We start from the raw sequence: 15,519 nt of genomic DNA, 5'->3' as shown, positions 1-15,519 counted from the left end.
CGGACACGACATGCAGCCGCTAGAATTGGACTGGTAAGTCCAGAAGAGGGGTGGGGACTTGGCCGCGACATTCACCCGGAAGGGCAGCGCGACCCGGCAACGCATCGTCGAGGGCGCGGCCGCGGAGATCCGCGAGCGGGGCATCGCCGTGTTCCGGCTCGACGACGTGCTGGCCCGGACGAAGACCAGCAAGAGTCAGCTCTTCCACTACTTCCCGCAGGGCAAGGAAGAGCTGCTGCTCGCCGTGGCGCGATTCGAGGCCGACAAGGTGCTGAGTGACCAGCAGCCGATGTTGAGCCAGCTCACCTCCTGGCCGGCCTTCCAGGCGTGGCGCGACCGGGTTGTGGCCCGCTACCTGGCCCAGGGTCAGGAGTGCCCGCTGCACATGGTCTTCTCCCAGCTGGACCAGCGGACTCCGGGGGCTCGGGCCGTGCAGACCGAGCTGATGCGCCGGTGGCAGTCCGAACTCACCGCGGGAATCCGGCACATGCAGCGGGCCGGCGAGGTGGCAGCCGAGCTGGACGTCGAGCGCGCGGCGGCGGCACTGCTCGCCGGGATCCAGGGCGGCGTGCTGTTGATGCTCATGACCGGGGACATCACCCACCTCGAGGCCGCCCTGGATGTGGCGATCGACAACCTCCGGGCGAGCGCGCCGGCCGCGTAAGCAGTTGCGGCCAGGTCGGGCAGCCGGCGGGGGCGACGGCGCGCGGGACCAGCCCACCCGTCGGGCACGCCGTGACGTGCCCGACGGGTGGTCGGCTCAGTGGATGACGACGGGCGCCTTCGGCTGCTCCGGCTGCTCGCCGTCGAGCAGGTGCGACGGCTCGCGCCGGCGGGGCAGGAACAAGGCCGGGATGAACGTGGCCGCCACGAGCGCGAACGCGACCCAGAACGTGTTGGCGAACGAACTGGCCGCGAAGTCGAGCCCGCGGTCGATGATCGACGGGTCCACCGGGAGCTGCTGGGTCAGCTCCGGCCGCTGCTGGCTGGCGATGGCCAGACCGGCTTCGGTGAACGTCTCACCGCTCGGGTCCGTCACGCCGGGGATCGGCCGGGAACCGTTGAGCTCGTTCGTGAGGATCACCGACATCACGGCCGCGCCGACCGAGCCGCCGATCTGCTGGAGGATGTTGACCAGCGTGGAGCCGCGGGCGACCTCCTGTGCGTTCAGCGTCTTCAGCGCCGAGGTCATGATCGGCATCATCGTGCCGCCCATACCCAGCCCCATGACGAACAGCGACCCACAGAGCAGCAGGTACGACGTGTCCGCGTCGAGCTGCGTGAAGGTGAAGAACCCGAGGACGATGAGCGCCAGCGAGAACGGCACCGTGCGACCGACGGGCACCCGGTCGGCGAGGGTGCCGGCGATCGGCATGGTGATCATCGCGCCGATGCCCTGCGGCGCCATCAGCAGGCCGGCGGTCAGCGTCGACTCGCCGCGCACCTGGAGGAAGTAGCTCGGGAAGAGCAGGCCGGCGCCCATGAACGCGATGATGAACACGAACAGCGTCAGCGACGCGATGGTCAGGTTGCGGTTGGTGAACAGCCGCAGGTCGAGCAGCGGGTGCCGGGGCCTGAACGAGTAGAGGACGAACGCCACCACCAGTGCGGCGCCGACCAGCATGGGCGCCAGGACCTTCGCGTCGACGAACGTGCCGGCCTCGGGCAGCGAGGAGACGCCGTAGAGGAACAGGGCGAGGCCCGGCGAGAGCATCAGCATGCCGACGAAGTCGAACGACTCCGACGGCTCCGGGCTGTCCTTCGGCAGGGCGAACTGGGCGTAGATGAGGGCGATCACGCCGATCGGCAGGTTGATCAGGAAGATCCAGTGCCAGCTGGCGGTGTCGATGAGCCAGCCGCCGAGGATCGGGCCACCGATCGGGCCGAGCAGCATCGGGATGCCGAGGACGGCCATCAGCCGGCCGATCCGGTGCGGCCCGGCCGCCCGCGTCATGATCGTCATGCCGATCGGCATGAGCATGCCGCCGCCGAGGCCCTGCACCACCCGGTAGGCGATGAGCTGCCCGATCGTGTCGGCGGTGGCGCAGAGCACGGACCCGATCGTGAAGAGCGCCAGCGCCACCATGTAGAGGCGCTTGGTGCCGAACCGGTCGGCGGCCCATCCGCTGAGCGGGATCACCGTGGCCAGCGCGAGCGTGTAGGCCGTCATCGTCCACGCCACCCGCGCGTAGGACGCGTCGAACTCGGCCTGGAACGTCGGCAGCGCGACGCTCACCACGGTCACATCGAGGATCGACATGATCGCGCCGAGCACGACGACGCCGGCCACCTTGAGAACCGCGGCGTCGAGCTTGTCCGATGTCGCGACAGGCGGTGCCACGACAGGTTGCTGTGTCACAAACTCTCCTGTAAATCGAATGTGCCGGCCAATGGTGGGTGGTGGCGGCGGTGCCGCGCCCACCGGGCGCGGGGCGCGACGTACCGAGGCGACGACGCGCGCTGGGAAGACTAACCGCAGGCACCGACGAGTCGCCGCCGGATTACCGACGATCGCCGCGACACACCCGTTCGGCCGCCCCGATGGTGACCGGACGTCGGGGTGTCGATCAGCCGGCACTCCTGCCGGGGTCTGCGCGTCAGCCGGTGACCACCGGCACCGCCGCGGTGAGCGCCCAGTCGTGCCCGATGTCGGCGGCCGCGCGCAGCAGCTTCGGCAGGTGCTCTTCCAGCAGCGTCTCCACCGAGGTCTCGGCGGCGTGCACGGTCACGTTGAGCGCGGCGACGACCTGGCCGTCGCCGTCGCGTACGCCGGTGGCGATGGATCGGATGCCCGGGGCGAGATCCTGGTCGGCGAGCGCCCAGCCCTTCGCCCGGACCTCGCGCAGCGCGGTGTCGAGCTCGCCGGGCGAGGGCTGCCAGCGGGGCGTGATGCCGGAACGGGTCGGCTCGGCGAGCACGGCGGCCAGCGCCGCCGGGGGCAGCGCCGCGAGGAGCACCTTGCCCATCGACGTCGCGGGGGCCGGGAAGCGGGTGCCGATGGTGACGGCGAGCGTGACGATCTTCGGTACGGCCACCCGGGCGACGTAGACGACGTCACTGCCGTCGAGCTGGGCCATCGAGGTCGACTCGTTGGTCTGCTCGACGAGCCGCTGCATGTGCGGCCGGGCGATGTCCCACATGTTCAGCGCGTTGACGTAGGCCATGCCCAGTTCGAGCACACGCGGGGTGAGGGCGAAGCCGCGATCGACCGCGCGGACGTAGCCGAGCGCTTCGAGCGTGATGAGGATGCGGCGGACCGTCGGGCGAGCCAGGCCGGTGGCCGTGGCGATCTCGCTGAGGGTGGTCGACGGGCAGCCCGGCCGGAAGGAGCGCAGGACGTCGAGCCCGCGGGCGAGGGCTTCGATGAAGTCGGGCCCCGCGCCCCTTCCGTTGTCACTCATGTCCTAATGCTTCCACTGGGCCGAGCCGGCGTCCCACTCGGTGTACTGGTAGGGGTTCTCGAGGAGGTCCGTCTCGGGAATGTCCGGGTTCATGCCCCGCTGCCACGCCTGCTCGCCCATGGTCTCCCGCAGGTGGGCGACGGTGGCCCCCACCTTCGCCCGGGCGGCGGCGAGGTCGACGCCGACCAGCCGGCCGTCCTGCTTGACGATCCTGCCGCCCACCAGCACGGTGTGCACGTCGCCGCGCTGGGCCTGGAAGGCGACGTGGCCGTGCGGGTTGAGGATCGGGAACATCACCGGCGAGGCGTCGTTCTTGATCAGGACGATGTCGGCCTGCCGCCCGGGGGTGATCGCGCCGATCGCCGAGTCCATGTCGAGGGCCCGGGCGCCGCCCCGGGTCGCCCACTCGACGACCTGCTCGGCGCGCAGGTGGCAGTGGGTGACGGTTTCCTGCTTGGCGTGCGCCTCCAGGTGCTCCCGGGACCGGTCGGCGCCGAGCGTGGTGCGCATCGCGGAGAAGAGGTCGCCGCTCCACCACACGCTGGTGTCCATGGAGAGCGAGACCGGGATGTCGTGGTGGCGCAGTTGCCAGGTGGGCGGGTAGCCCTGCCCGGCGCTCTGCTCGCTCTCGGTGGAGACGGAGACGGATCCGCCGGTGGCGGCGATCCGGTTGTACGAGTCGTGGGTGAGCGTCGACGCGTGCACGTAGACGGTCGACGGGGTCATGAAGCCGTGCTCGTGCATCAGCCGGATGCCGTCGTCGTTGGTCGCGCCCCAGACACCGGCGTGCGTGGTCACCGCAACGCCGAGTTCCCGGGCCACCTCGAAGGCGGCCCGCTCGGGGAAGGCGGGATCGCCGGTGACGTCGAAGGCCAGCTGGAAGCCGGCCAGCTTGCCGCCGTCGACCCGGCGGCGGTGGAAGTCGCGGAACTCCGGCGAGGTGGCCCACTGCCACGGACCCTGCTGGATGTTGCCGTAGGCGAGGACGAACCGGCCGGGCACCGCCTCGAGCGCGTCGACCGCGGCGTCGGCGTGATCGGGCGTCTGCAGGCCGTGCGACCAGTCGACGGTGGTGGTGACGCCGGCGTCGATCGCCTCGATCGCGGCGAGCAGGTTGCCGGCGTAGACGTCCTCGGGCCGGAACAGCTTGCCGGACTCGAGGTAGTACCAGACGAAGTACTGCGTCAGGGTCCAGTCGGCCCCGTACCCCCGCATGGCGGTCTGCCACATGTGCCGATGGGTGTCGACCATTCCGGGCATGACGATGCCGCCGGTGGCGTCGATCTCCACGGCGTCGTCGGGCGCGGTGAGGCCGACGCCGACCTCCGCGATCCGGTCGCCGATGACCAGCACGTCGGCGCCGGAGAGCACCGTGTGCGTGTCGTCCATGGTCAGCACCAGGCCGTTGCGAAGGACCACCGGCCGGTCGGTTGCGCTCATCGCCACCCATCCTTTCCGGGTACGGAGTTTTCGGACCGTTGTCCGCTGTGCGGGCAGCCCGAGTGGCGCCAGTGTGGCCCCCGTCACGAGTAGTGTCAAGAGCGTGTTTCCGCGCGGTGAAGGGCCCGTTGACACGGCGGGTTCGACTGTCGCAAGCTGTCCTCGCGGACAGGTGTCCGCAGAACGGGCGGTGACATGGTGCAGCACTCGGCAGGGCCGCTGGCAGGCCTGCTCGTCGCGGACTTCTCCCGGATCCTGGCCGGGCCGTACGCGACGATGCTCCTGGCGGACCTGGGCGCACAGGTGATCAAGGTGGAGAGCCCCGGCGGCGACGACACCCGGACCTGGATGCCACCCACCCGCGACGGCGTCTCGACGTACTACCTCGGCATCAACCGCAACAAGCGGTCGGTCGCCCTCAACCTGAAGGACCCGGACGACCTCGAGGCCGCCCGCGAACTCGCCCGCCGCGCCGACGTGATGATCGAGAACTTCCGGCCCGGCGGCCTCGCCCGCTTCGGCCTGGACTACGACACCGTCGCCGCCGGCAACGAGAAGATCGTCTACGCCAGCATCAGCGGCTTCGGCACCGGCGCCGGCGCGGACTTCCCCGGCTACGACCTGATGGTGCAGGCGATCTCCGGGCTGATGAGCCTCACCGGCGATCCGGACGGCCCGCCCTACCGGGCCGGCATCTCGGTCTTCGACGTGATGGCCGGGCTGCACGCGAGCATCGGCATCCTCGCCGCCCTGCACCACCGCGGCGAGACCGGCCGGGGCCAGCACGTCGAGGTGAACCTGCTCAGCTCCGCGCTCTCCGGCCTGGTCAACCACTCCAGCGGCTACGTCGCCGGCGACACCGTCCCGTTCCGGATGGGCAACGCGCACCCCAGCCTCTTCCCGTACGAGCCGCTGCCCACCGCGGACGGCGAGCTGATCGTCATCGCCGGCAACGACGGGCAGTTCCGCAAGCTCTGCCAGGTGCTCGACCTGCCGGAGCTGCCCGACGACCCGCGCTTCGGGCGCAACCAGGACCGCACCGCCAACCGCGAGCAGCTGCGACCCCTGCTGGTCGAGCGGCTCGCCAAGCGGACCAAGGACGAGTGGTTCCGCGAGCTGCTCGCCGCCGGCGTCCCCTGTGCACCGATCAACACGATCGACGGCGGCGTCGCGCTCGCCGAGGAGTTGGGGCTCGACCCGGTGGTCACCGTCGGCGACGTGCCCGGGGTCCGCAACCCCATCACCTTCTCCGACACCCCGGCCCGGTACGAGCTGCCGCCGCCCGGGATCGACGAACACGGCGAGGAGATCCGCGCGTGGCTGAAGAGCTGAGCTTCCCCACCGGTATCGGCACGTCCGACCCGACCACCATCTCGCTGCTGGGGCAGGACCTGGCCGCCGACCTGATGGGCCGAGTCGGCTTCGGCGAGCTGGCGTACTGGCTGGTCGCCGGCCGACGCCCCACCTCGGGCGAGGTAAGGGTCTTCGAAGCGGTGCTGGTGGCGCTCGCCGACCACGGCTTCACCCCGACGGCGATCGCGGCCCGGCTGACCTACCTCTCCGCGCCCGAGGCCCTGCAGGGCGCCCTCGCCGCCGGCCTGCTCGGCGGCGGTTCCCGCTTCCTCGGCGTCACCGAGGACTGCGGGCGCTTTCTGGCCGACACGCTCGCGCAGGCCGGCGAGGTGACCGACTACGACGCGGTGGCCCTCGACGCCGTCACTCGGGCCCGGCAGGAGCGCCGCCTGGTTCCCGGCCTCGGGCACCCGGTGCACAAGGAGGAGGATCCGCGCACCCCGGTGCTGATCCGCATCGCCGAGGAGGAGGGGCTGCGCGGCCCGCACCTGCGGCTCTTCGAGGCGATCGGCCGGGTGCACCCCCAGGTGCTCGGTCGGACCCTGCCGCTCAACGGCGCCGGGGTCTGCGGCGCGGCGCTCGCCGACCTCGGTCTCCCCGTCGAGCTGCTGCGCGGTTTCGCCCTGCTGGCCCGCGCGGCCGGGCTGCTCGGGCACCTCGCCGAGGAGCGGCGCCGGCCGCTCGGCATGAAGATCTACCGCACCGTCGACCGCAACGCCGTCTACGAACCCTGAGCCCCTTCAGCAGCGAGAGGAGCGGGAATGGCCACCGTCGTCGCGGTCATCGCCTCCACCCACCACCCCTTCTACTACCGGGCCAGCACGGCCACCGGCGAGGACCGGCCGCCGTTCGCCGACGAGTGGACCAGCAAGATCCTGGCCTTCCGGGAGACGTTGACCCGGGCCAGGCCGGACGTGCTGGTGATGGTCGGCTCGGACCACTTCCACCAGCTCTGGCTGGACAACATGCCGCAGTTCCTGGTCGGCAAGGCGCCCGCCTACGACGCCAACTGGTACAACGAGGAGCGCGAGTTCGGCCTGCCGCGGATGCTGCTCAAGGGCCAGGAGGACCTCTCGGCGCACATCCTGCGGGCCGGCCTCGACTCCGGCTTCGACCTCGCGTTCAGCAATGAGCTGCGGATCGACCACAGCATCACCTGTCCGATCATCACGCTGCGGCCCGAGGCCGACCTGCCGATCGTGCCGATCTACACGAACATCTTCGCGCCGCCCCTGCCGCAGCCGAAGCGCTTCGTGCAGCTCGGCGCCGCGATCCGGGAGATCGTCGAGTCGTGGCCGTCGCACCTGCGGGTCGCCATCATCGGCACCGGCCACCTCTCGCTCGAGCTGGGCGGGCCCCGGCAGTTCGGACCACACGGCCCCGACCCCGAGTTCGACCGGCGGGCCGTCGAGTGGATCGCGAACGGCGACCTGGACGGGTGTCTGCGCGAGGTCACCCTGGACAGCCTGCACGCGCCCGGCAACGCCACCCACGGCTTCATGGACTTCATGCTGATGATGGGCGTGGCCGGGGAGGGCGCGAAGGCCGACCACGTCGACACCCTCGATCTGTTCCACACCATGGAGGCCTACTTCACCTGGTACCCGAACGGAGCGCCGGCCACATGAGCAAGTACCTGCTGAACAAGTTCCTCTACACCGTGGATCGTGACCCGGAGCTGGTCGAGCGTTACCGGAACGAGCCGCGCGAGCTGGTCGCCTGGTGGGAGGCGGAGTTCGCCAACACGGTGCTCAACTGCCACACCGGCGAGGCGAGCACCTGGCTGCGCTTCGACGACGTCGAGCGCGAGGCGCTCGCCACCCACGACCACGTGAAGCTCTTCGAGCTCGGCGCGCACCCGTTCCTGACCCTGACCCTCTTCATCGCCCTGTTCGAACGCGACCACGGGCCGCTGGAGTACCAGCTGGCCTACGGCGCGCGGCTGGCCCATTTCGACCTGCCGTACCCGGACATCGCGACATGATCCGGGCGGCCCTGCTCACCGCCTGCGGCACGGCGCCGACGATCGCCGAGCGGCCGGCCCCGGTGCCGGCCGCCGGCGAGCTGCCGATCACGGTCGAGGCCGTGCCGATCACCCCGCTCGACGTGCTCTGCGCCTCCGGCACCAGCTACTTCGGCACGCCGCCGGCCCCGTACGTGCCGGGGGTGCAGGGTGTCGGCCGGCTCGCCGACGGCACCGCCGTCTGGTTCGGCACCTCAGCCGGCATGCGGCCGGGCGTCGACGGCAGCATGGCCGCCGCCGTCGCGGTGCCGACCGCCGACGTGGTGCCGCTGCCGTCCGGCGTACCGCTCACGCTCCTCGCCGCCCTGGGACTCTCCGCCGTCGCCGCGCACGGGGCCCTGACGCACGCCGGCGAACTGGCGGTCGGGGAACAGGTCATCGTGCTCGGCGCCGGCGGGGTGGTCGGGCAGGCGGCCGTCCAGCTGGCGCGGCTCGGCGGGGCCAGCCGCGTTGTCGCCGTGTCCCGCTCCGCGAAGGCCCGGGCTCGCGCCGAGGAGCTCGGCGCCTCGGTGTCCGTCCCGTTCCTCCCCGACGACGACGTCACGACGCTGACCGACCGGCTGCGCCAGGCCGTCGACGGGCCGGTCGACCTCGTGCTTGACCCGGTCTTCGGGATTCCGGCTGCGGCTGCGCTGCGGGTGGTGCGCCCGGGAGGTCGCCTGGTCAACCTGGGCAGCGCGGCCGGCGCCACCGCACCGATCGAGTCCGCGGTGCTGCGCAGCGGTTCGCTGCGGATGATCGGCTACACGAACAACGGGCTGTCGGCCGAGGAACGGTCAGCGTCGCTCGCCGTGGTGGCCGGGCACGCGGCGTCCGGCCGGCTCACCGTCGACCACGAACTGGTGCCGTTCGGATCGGTCGCGCAGGCCTGGTCACGACAGGCCGAGGGCAGAGCGGCCGGGCGCCTCGTCCTGGTTTTCTGACCGGTCGCTCACGCACAGCGGTGGACACGCGACCGCCGCCGGTGCCCGCGTCGGCGCGGCTGACCGCGCCTTACCACCAGATCTTGCAGTTGATCGGGCGTTCCTCGCACGGTCGTCCGGAAGGCCGACAACCGGCCAAGACGACCTGCTCCGGGTGCGGGGTTCGTGATGATCGGGACGTGAGCGTCAGGATGCCCACGCTCGTGCGGCCGATGCTCGCCACGAGCGGCGCCCTTCCCTCCGGGCCTGGCTGGGCGTACGAGTTCAAGTGGGACGGCGTCCGGGCGATCGCGTACGTCGCCGACGGCGTACGGCTGCTCAGCCGCAACGACCGCGACGTCACGCGGGCGTACCCCGAGCTGGGCGGGCTCGCCGACCTGCTGGCGAAGCGGCGGGCGGTGCTGGACGGTGAGATCGTGGCGCTGGACGGCAGGGGCCGGCCCGACTTCTCCGCCCTCCAGCACCGGATGCACGTCCGCGCGCCGTCGGCCAGTCTGGTGAGCACCACCCCGGTACGGCTGTACCTGTTCGATCTCCTGCACCTCGACGGACGGGACACCACGTCCCTGCCGTACACCGAGCGGCGCGCTGCGCTCGAGGAGCTGGACCTCAGCGGGGAGAGTGTGGACATCCCGCCCTACTGGACCGGCGACGCCGGCCGGGACCTGGCCACCGCCGCCGCCGATCTCGGCCTCGAAGGCGTGGTGGCCAAAGAGCTCGGCTCCCGGTACGAGCCCGGCCGCCGCTCCCCTGCCTGGGTCAAGGTGCCCCTCAACGACACCGTCGAGGTCATCGTGGGCGGCTGGAAACCCGGAACCGGCCGGCGCGAGGGCACGATCGGTTCGCTCCTGCTCGGCATGTACGACCGGGGTGACCAGCTGACCTACATCGGCCATGTGGGTACCGGCTTCACCCAGGCCGCCCTGCGCGACCTGGGGGAACGCCTCCGGCCGCTACGCCGACGGGATGCGCCGTTCGCCTCCCCCGTCCCGCGGGAACACGCCCGGCACGCCGTCTGGGTCGATCCGGTCCTGGTGGGCGACGTGACCTTCCGGTCCTGGACACCCGACCACCGACTGCGCCACCCCTCGTGGAAGGGCCTGCGCAGCGACCGGGAACCGGCCGAGATCCGGCTGCGCGGCTGACCCGACCCGCACGGCGCTCAGCCGGGTGCCGGATCGGGAGCGCCGGCCCTCGCCAGGCGGCGGCCCAGGGCGACGGTGGCGCGCTGGAGATCGGGCGACCCGACGGGATGGCCGCAAGGGGATCGGATCCCGCCCCCGTTGTACGCCTGCGCGCTGGATTCTATTCACCGAGGTGAGAGGTGGGGCCCATAGCGTCGCCTGCGCACACTTTCGTCTCCGGCCGAATGAGCAGGTGAGCATGTCCTCGACACCCGAGGTCAGCGTCGTCATCCCCACGTTCGCCCGTCCCGACCTGGTCACCCGAGCCGTCAGTAGCGCGCTCGCCCAGACCGTGACCGACATCGAGGTCATCGTCGTGGTCGACGGGCCCGACCCGGCGACCCGGGACGCGTTGGGCGAGATCGGCGATCCCCGCCTGCGGCTGGTGGAGCTGGCTCGCAAGGGCGGCGCGCCGAACGCGCGCAACATGGGCGTGCTGGCGGCCCGGGCGCCCTGGACCGCGCTGCTGGACGACGACGACGAGTGGCTGCCGGAGAAGCTCGCCGTGCAGTTGGAGACCGCCCGGGCGAGCACGGTCCCGACACCGGTCATCGCCAGCCGCCTCATCAACAAGACCCCGCGCGCGGAGTTCGTCATGCCCCGTCGGCTTCCCATGGCCGGCGAACCGGTGTGCGAGTACCTCACCGTCCGACGGGGACTGTTCCACGGCGACGGGTTCATCCAGACCTCGACGATCATGGCGCCGACCTCCCTGCTGCGCCGCGTGCCGTTCACCGTCGGTCTGCGCCGCCAGCAGGAGCTGGACTGGACGCTACGGGCGCTGGACCACGACGACGTCGATCTCGTCATCGCCGCCGAACCACTGGTGCTCTGGCACCAGGACGAGGACCGGCCACGGATCAGCCTGAACTCGCCGTGGGAAGCCCAGCTGGAGTGGCTTCGCGGGATCCGTCCCCTGCTCACCCCCAAGGCGTACGCCGCGATCGTCATGAGCATCATCAGCTCGATGGCGGCGCCCACCCGCAGCTTCCGCGTCTTCCGGATGCTGCTCGCTGAGGCGCGCGGGCACGGGCGGCCGAGCGCCATCGACTACCTGACATTCCTGCAGATCTGGCTGATCCCGCCCCAGCTGCGGCACACCCTGCGCGACAGGATCCTGAGCCGCCGACGACCGGCCGGCCCGGCCGGCGACACCGAGCCGCACACGACGGAGCAGACGTTCGGTGCCGCCGAACCGGCCGCGCTGAGCAGCGTGGTCGCGTCCGACGAGGCCGCACTGCCCGCGTCGCCGGCCCCGAGCCCCACCTCCAGGAACGATGTCCACGCCTAGGATCGCCGTGATCTGGCGCAGCTGCCTGCTGCCGGTCTCCGAAACGTTCATCCGCAACCAGGGCGACGCGCTGCCCTCGTGGCGGCCGGTCTATCTCGGTGCCACGAAGACCGCCTCACCCATCGCCTCGGACACCGACATCATCGTCTATCCCGACACACCGCGCGGCCGTCGCGGTTGGCGGTTGCTCCGGCTGACGGGCGGCTCGCCCCGGCTGCGGCGACTGCTGACCCGGGTGAGGCCGGCCGTGGTGCACGCCCACTTCGGCGGCGACGGGTGGCTGATCAGCCGTACCGCGAAGCAGTTGGGCGTACCGCTGGTCATCACGCTGCACGGCCTGGACGTGACGCGGCAGCCCGCAGTGCCCGGCCCGCGTGGCGCCCGGCACCGCCGCAACCTGCGCGTCGCGTTCGCGCGAGCGGACCTGATCATCGCCGTCTCCGGGTTCATCCGGGACCGTGCGGTGGAGTTGGGCGCCGATCCGGCGAAGGTACGCGTGCACTACACCGGCGTGCCGATGCCGCCGCAGCCCTCGGCGGTGCCGAAGACCTGGGACGTCATCTTCGTCGGCCGGTTCGTGGAGAAGAAGGGCGTCGACGACCTCGTCGAGGCGCTCGGCCTGATCCCGGAGCTGCGACCCCGGGTCGTCCTCGTCGGGACGGGACCGCTGGCGGAGTCGACCCGCGAGCGGGCGGCGCAGCTGGGCGTGGACGCCACGTTCCTGGGGGCACAGCCACCGGCGGTGGTGCTGCGTCACATGGCGCAGGCCAGGATCCTCGCCGCGCCGTCGAGGACCGCGGCGGACGGGGACTCCGAAGGGCTGCCCACGACCATCCTGGAGGCCGCGAGTCTCGGTCTACCGGTCGTCGCCACCTGGCACAGCGGCATTCCCGAAGCGGTCCGGCACGGGGAGACCGGCCTGCTCAGCGCCGAACGGGACCGGGTGGCGCTGGCGGCGAACCTCCGGCAACTGCTCACCGACGAGCCGCTGCGCGAGCGCCTCGGCCGGGCGGCCCGGCAGCACGCCGAAACCACCTTCGACCTCCGGCGGCAGACCCGGTTGCTGGAGGAGCTGTACGCGAGCCTCGTCGCACCCGGCGCCGACGCCGCTCGCCCGGACGCCGAATCCGCGGTCCCGGCCCCGTCCTGAGCGTGCGGGGTCCGCAACGAGCCGACCGGGCGGCCGGGGACGTCGCTGCCGGACAGCCGGGGACGTCGCTGCCGGGGACGTCGCTGCTGGACAGCCGGGGGCGTCGCTGCCGGACAGCCGGGGGCGTCGCTGCCGGGCAGCCGCGGCGGGCCAGCCGGGCCGGCCGTCACTCGCGCGGCAGGACCCGCCGCACGGCCGCCCCGGCGGTCCGGCGGGCCCGCCGGGCCCCGGCCAGGAAGAGCTTCCCGGCCCGTGCCGTCGGCGTGCCGCTGAGCAGCGCCAGCATGCCTCTGGCCCGGCGCAGCTCGCCCTCGCAAGCGGCGAGCGTCCGCTCGTACCACGCCTCCCGTTCGCGGGCCTCGGCCAGCTCGCGGGAGAGCCGGTCCCGGCTGATCAGCAGCTCCCGGTAGGCCAGGGCGTCCGGCCGGGCCGGCTCGTCGCCGGCGGGCGCGACCGGTTCGGCCCGACCGGCGAAGGCGGCCAGGGTCAGCGCCAGCTCGGCCGGGTCCGCGGGTGACGGCCAGAGGTGGCCGAGACCCGCGTCGAGCAGCCGGGCCGCGAGGCGCCGCAGCGCGGCCGGGGGCGGGCCCGCGGGTGCCAGCGGCGCGAGCTCACGGCCGCGCGTGGCCACGATCCGGTCCGCGGCAACGCCCGCGTGCCCGCCGGCCTGCCAGCGGTGCAGCAACTCCCGCACGGTCGGCAGCTCCCGCCGCAGGGCCGCGACGACGAGCAGGTCCTCGAGGGTACGACCGGTCGGCACCGCCTGGGTGCCACCGTCCGGACGGCACAGGACCAGAGCGCCGCCGGGGCCGTCGACCACGTCGTGGCGAGCGTCGTCGACCGAGATCAGCGCCTCGGGCAGGGCCGCCCCGCCGGCGCGCGGGGCCCGCGCAACGGCCGGCGGACCGGACGGGCCCGGCGCCGGTACGATCCGCTCGGCCTGCAGGATCCAGGCCGGCGCGAGCTCGGTGGCCGCGCCGTGCCGCAGCGCCCTGGCCGCCAACCGGCCCGGGTCGGTCAGCGCCTCCGCCAGCGGCTCGCAGGCCCGGCCGAGCGTCACCTGGAGGAACCCGATCACCTCCGGGTTCGCCAGCAGCCGCGGGCGCAGCAGTGCGGTAGGCGCGATCGCCGTCGGCCAGGCGGCGTGGGTGTCGGTGACGACCAGTCCGGCGCCGGCCAGGCAGGCCCGGAGGCGATCCAGGCCGGCGGGCCGGTCGGGGTCGTACTCGCCCGCGCCCGCCCAGTCCGTGTCGGTGACCTCGGCCGGCAGCGCCACCAGCCGGTGCAGGCCGAGGTGGTTCTCGGCGGCGAGGATCAGCCGGCCGCCGGGTCGCAGGGCCCCCACCAGGAGCCCGAGGGCGTCCGCCCAGCTCAGTTCGGCGCCCTCGGTCGAGCCGAGCCGCTCCAACCCGTCGAGCGCGATCACCGTGTCGTACGTCGGCTCGATGGCGAGCTTCTCCGGGCTGCCGCAGAGCACGGTGGCGCCGGGCCGGTCGGCCAGGCGTGCGGCGAGCGCCTCGGCGTCCGGAACGCCCCGCACCAGCACGGTCAGCTCAGCCACCGGCACCGCGTCGAGCAGCGTCGGGTCGAGCGGGCCGACGACGAGGGTGCGCCCGGACGCGGTGCTCAACAGCGGGGCCAGCACCGGCCCGCGGACCGGGCCGGGTCCGTGCCGGCCGTCCAGGTCCGACCAGACCTGCATCTCCCCGCCGATCAGTCGCAGGTTCACCGGGTCTCCTCGGTCAGGTCGGGGTCGGTGTCGGTGTCGGCGTCGGTGTCGGCGGGGCGGGACGAGGGACGAGGGTCGGGCCAGCCGAACAGCCGGCGCAGCACGGCGGGCGGGAGCAGCCGGTCGGCGCCCAGTTCGGCGACCGCGACCTCCCGCGCCGCGACCGGGTCGACCTCGGCGCCGTGCAGCTCCGCCCACTGCCGCCGGATCCGCGGCTGCCCGCCCCAGATCGGGACCTCCCCGGCCAGTTGCATGGGATCGCCGTACACCGCGGGTTCGCAGCCGGCGAGGGTGGCGTAGAGGACGGCGGTGCTGAGTCGGTTCGACGCGACCCGGCGGTGCCGGCGCTGCTCGGCCAGTTGCCGGCGCAGGAAATCCGGGTCCAGGCTGTCCCACCGGCCGCCCCGGTAGCCGTGGCAGATGACCCGGAAGCCGGCCCGCTCGTACTGCTCGCGCACCCGGGCGGACCGGTACTCCTGCCAGTACAGGCAGACCGTGACCGGGCCGGGTTCGGTCGCCTTGATCTCCGCGATCAGCCGGTCGTGCTCCCCCACCACGTGCTGGCCCTCCCAGCCGTGGAACGGGTACCAGATGGTGCCGTCACGGGGTTGCGCCGGCTCCGGCTCCATCGCCAGCAGGTACGCCCAGGGCGCGCCGACGGCGTACGTCTGGCGGCGGCCCAGCGACCAGGCCCGGCGGCGGGTCCGTTCCGACCACACGAACAGCGGCACACCGGGGAGGAACTCGTGGTCGGCGGCCATCCCGTCGCCGATGTTCCAGCCGTGCTGCAGATAGCCGCGGATGCGCTGAGGTGTCCGGTCGTCCAGCCCGCAGTAGCGGGCCAGCACGTGTGAGTGGCCGTAGTAGTGGTTGGCGTGATGCACGGTGGCGACGACCGTTCCCCCGGGAGTTGGCGCGAGCGGGAGCGTAGCCACCGGACGTGAATGCCGGGCCACGGGCACGTGGACACGCGGGGCGCGCGCTCGGCGGGTCGGGCTGCGCGGTTTCACCCCGGTTCGTCGGGA

Annotated in this window: 14 protein-coding genes; 9 read left to right on the top strand and 5 right to left on the bottom strand. The window is 72.6% G+C overall.

What is annotated here, in order from left to right; genetic code table 11:
• The first annotated feature begins 58 nt into the window (after positions 1 to 58).
• The gene (locus tag AB0C04_RS21675; RefSeq protein ID WP_357057364.1) at positions 59 to 664 is read left to right on the top strand and encodes a TetR/AcrR family transcriptional regulator; all 606 of its coding nucleotides are present in this window, start codon (positions 59 to 61) and stop codon (positions 662 to 664) included.
• 96 nt (positions 665 to 760) lie between these two features.
• Here the strand turns inward: AB0C04_RS21675 and AB0C04_RS21670 are convergent, their stop codons facing one another.
• The 3 genes from AB0C04_RS21670 to AB0C04_RS21660 form a co-directional block, all read right to left on the bottom strand.
• Positions 761 to 2,359: a DHA2 family efflux MFS transporter permease subunit gene (locus AB0C04_RS21670; RefSeq protein WP_357057362.1), complete on the bottom strand. Its 1,599-nt coding sequence runs from the start codon at positions 2,357 to 2,359 to the stop codon at positions 761 to 763.
• A 238-nt stretch (positions 2,360 to 2,597) separates the two neighbouring features.
• On the bottom strand, positions 2,598 to 3,401 hold the full coding sequence (locus tag AB0C04_RS21665; RefSeq protein ID WP_357057360.1) for an IclR family transcriptional regulator C-terminal domain-containing protein: 804 nt from the start codon (positions 3,399 to 3,401) through the stop codon (positions 2,598 to 2,600).
• A gap of 3 nt (positions 3,402 to 3,404) precedes the next feature.
• Positions 3,405 to 4,841, bottom strand: a complete 1,437-nt coding sequence (locus tag AB0C04_RS21660) for an amidohydrolase family protein (protein WP_357057358.1) — start codon at positions 4,839 to 4,841, stop codon at positions 3,405 to 3,407.
• A gap of 195 nt (positions 4,842 to 5,036) precedes the next feature.
• Here AB0C04_RS21660 and AB0C04_RS21655 point away from each other — a divergent pair, with 195 nt between their 5' ends.
• The 8 genes from AB0C04_RS21655 to AB0C04_RS21620 all read left to right on the top strand — a co-directional run bounded on the left by AB0C04_RS21655 (position 5,037) and on the right by AB0C04_RS21620 (position 12,765).
• Complete coding sequence (locus AB0C04_RS21655; RefSeq protein ID WP_357057356.1) at positions 5,037 to 6,173, top strand: CoA transferase; 1,137 nt, start codon at positions 5,037 to 5,039, stop codon at positions 6,171 to 6,173.
• Positions 6,158 to 6,928, top strand: coding sequence for a citryl-CoA lyase (locus AB0C04_RS21650; protein WP_357057354.1), 771 nt, complete (start codon positions 6,158 to 6,160; stop codon positions 6,926 to 6,928). Before AB0C04_RS21655 ends, AB0C04_RS21650 begins: the two co-directional genes overlap by 16 nt.
• A 27-nt stretch (positions 6,929 to 6,955) precedes the next feature.
• Positions 6,956 to 7,822: an extradiol ring-cleavage dioxygenase gene (locus AB0C04_RS21645; RefSeq protein WP_357057352.1), complete on the top strand. Its 867-nt coding sequence runs from the start codon at positions 6,956 to 6,958 to the stop codon at positions 7,820 to 7,822.
• A complete protein-coding gene (locus tag AB0C04_RS21640; RefSeq protein ID WP_357057350.1) occupies positions 7,819 to 8,178 on the top strand; it encodes a hypothetical protein in 360 nt (119 codons plus the stop codon). Before AB0C04_RS21645 ends, AB0C04_RS21640 begins: the two co-directional genes overlap by 4 nt.
• Positions 8,175 to 9,140: a zinc-binding alcohol dehydrogenase family protein gene (locus AB0C04_RS21635; RefSeq protein ID WP_357057348.1), complete on the top strand. Its 966-nt coding sequence runs from the start codon at positions 8,175 to 8,177 to the stop codon at positions 9,138 to 9,140. Before AB0C04_RS21640 ends, AB0C04_RS21635 begins: the two co-directional genes overlap by 4 nt.
• 179 nt (positions 9,141 to 9,319) lie before the next feature.
• Positions 9,320 to 10,285, top strand: a complete 966-nt coding sequence (ligD, locus tag AB0C04_RS21630) for a non-homologous end-joining DNA ligase (RefSeq protein ID WP_357057346.1) — start codon at positions 9,320 to 9,322, stop codon at positions 10,283 to 10,285.
• A 238-nt stretch (positions 10,286 to 10,523) separates the two neighbouring features.
• The gene (locus tag AB0C04_RS21625) at positions 10,524 to 11,615 is read left to right on the top strand and encodes a glycosyltransferase family 2 protein (protein WP_357057344.1); all 1,092 of its coding nucleotides are present in this window, start codon (positions 10,524 to 10,526) and stop codon (positions 11,613 to 11,615) included.
• 7 nt (positions 11,616 to 11,622) lie between these two features.
• Positions 11,623 to 12,765 carry a glycosyltransferase gene (locus tag AB0C04_RS21620; protein ID WP_357057342.1) on the top strand — a complete coding sequence of 381 codons (1,143 nt, stop codon included), beginning with the start codon at positions 11,623 to 11,625 and terminating at the stop codon, positions 12,763 to 12,765.
• A 166-nt stretch (positions 12,766 to 12,931) separates the two neighbouring features.
• Here the strand turns inward: AB0C04_RS21620 and AB0C04_RS21615 are convergent, their stop codons facing one another.
• Entirely contained in the window at positions 12,932 to 14,494 is a 1,563-nt protein-coding gene (locus AB0C04_RS21615; RefSeq protein WP_357057340.1) for a hypothetical protein, read from the bottom strand.
• A complete protein-coding gene (locus tag AB0C04_RS21610) occupies positions 14,491 to 15,378 on the bottom strand; it encodes a hypothetical protein (RefSeq protein WP_357057799.1) in 888 nt (295 codons plus the stop codon). The genes AB0C04_RS21615 and AB0C04_RS21610 overlap by 4 nt, the downstream gene beginning before the upstream one ends.
• Positions 15,379 to 15,519: the final 141 nt, after the last annotated feature.

Origin of the sequence: Micromonospora sp. NPDC048909, from assembly GCF_040649635.1 — a bacterium.
In the GTDB taxonomy this organism is placed as follows: domain Bacteria; phylum Actinomycetota; class Actinomycetes; order Mycobacteriales; family Micromonosporaceae; genus Micromonospora.
Note: the sequence above shows the minus strand (reverse complement) of the source record. Positions and strands in the feature narration are given on the sequence as shown.